This window comes from Aequorivita sp. CRS11 (assembly GCF_059693805.1).
The window spans coordinates 1-998 of the sequence record NZ_JCATIG010000039.1 but is presented as its reverse complement, the minus strand read 5'-3'; the positions used below and the strand labels follow the sequence as shown (position 1 = coordinate 998).

The 998-nt window shown below is 63.8% G+C and carries 1 protein-coding gene; it reads right to left on the bottom strand.

Annotated elements, in window-relative coordinates:
* On the bottom strand, nucleotides 1-998 hold a 998-nt coding region (locus AC58DT_RS15635; protein ID WP_497217724.1), incomplete at both ends, for an FIDD domain-containing protein.

Sequence of the window (998 nt, the reverse complement as noted above, 5' to 3'; positions counted from 1 at the left end):
GGAGCTCAAGCTCCACAACGGTAAAGCAGCCCACCGAGGCCGGCGGAACGTTCTTCACCACCCTGGCGTACACGATCTGGCTAAAGGGCACGGTATTGGTATAGGGCATCGTGATCTCCGTCCCGGGCACCCCGGCAACGGCATCGGCAAAATCCTCATAGTACAGTACGGAAACGTCCGGCTCGCCCGCCGTGATGTCCACATCGGCTAGGGTAAGGTCCCAGCCGCCAACGATGCCGTCGTCGTCATCGTCGCAGAGCTCCAAGGGGTCCGGGGCGGTATTCGGGTTCGGGTTGGGAAGTACCGTCAGGGTAAGGGTAACCAGGGTACGGCACCCAAACTCGGAGGTCGCGCGGCCTATGACCGTCTGCGGGGTGGCCGTGTTCTGGAAGGTGGCCGGGTTGGGGATCGGGATGTCCGCGGCCTCATTGGCCGCGTTCAGGAACCACGCTACCGTGATGGTGGGGTCGCCACCGGTGACCAGCACGTCCTGGCTGGTAAGGTCGAAGGTCGAGATCTCATCGTCGGGGGTACTGCCCTGCAGCTCGTCGTCGCAGAGCATCATCTCGAAGGGGCCCAGGTCCGCGGGGCGCGGGTCCACGATAAGGGTAAGGGCCACGATATCGTAACAGCCCTCACTGATGTTGGGGTTCGGGGGGATGGTGCCCGTGCCGTTGCCCACGACCAGGATATAGATGTCCTGGGGGTTGGTGCTGTTCAGAAAGTTCGTGGGGTCCGGGATCGCCTGGGAAAAGTCCGGGGCGGTCAGCGCCAGGTCGCCCGCAAGGGTCGCCTCGGCCAGGTCCTCGTAATAGTAAAGGTCAAAGCCCGCAGGGTCCAGGGTGCCCAGCACCTCCGCGGCAACGACCGTAAGGTCAAAGAACGTAAAGCCATCGGCCACGGCATCGTCACACTGGCGCAGCGGCTCAGCCGGAACCGTGCCGACGGGCGCAAAGCGCACCTCGAGCGCAAAGGGAACGACCACCGTACAGCTGCTG